The organism is Penaeicola halotolerans, assembly GCF_016464625.1.
Classification (GTDB): Bacteria; Bacteroidota; Bacteroidia; order Cytophagales; family Cyclobacteriaceae; genus Penaeicola; species Penaeicola halotolerans.
In genome coordinates, this window is record NZ_JAEAGO010000078.1 from 1 (window position 1) to 270 (window position 270).

1 protein-coding gene is annotated in these 270 nt (G+C 43.7%); it reads left to right on the forward strand.

What is annotated here, in order from left to right; translation table 11 throughout:
* Positions 1-270, forward strand: a 270-nt coding sequence (locus tag I5349_RS13775) for a cellulase family glycosylhydrolase (protein WP_226391357.1), incomplete at both ends; no start/stop codon positions are given.

Sequence of the window (270 nt, forward strand, 5' to 3'; positions counted from 1 at the left end):
CGTCTACGTGATCATCGACTGGCATAGTCATGATTTGTATCCCGAAGAGGCGAAGGCATTTTTTAGTGAAATGGCGCAGACCTACGGAGACAACCCTCATGTGATTTATGAGCTTTTCAATGAACCGGATTACGAAACCTGGGAGGAAGTGAAAGCTTACAGTGAAGAGATTATTACTGAAATCAGGAAGCATGACCCAGATAATTTGATTTTGGTGGGTTCACCTACTTGGAGCCAAGACATTCACAAAGTCGCTCAGAATCCAATCCT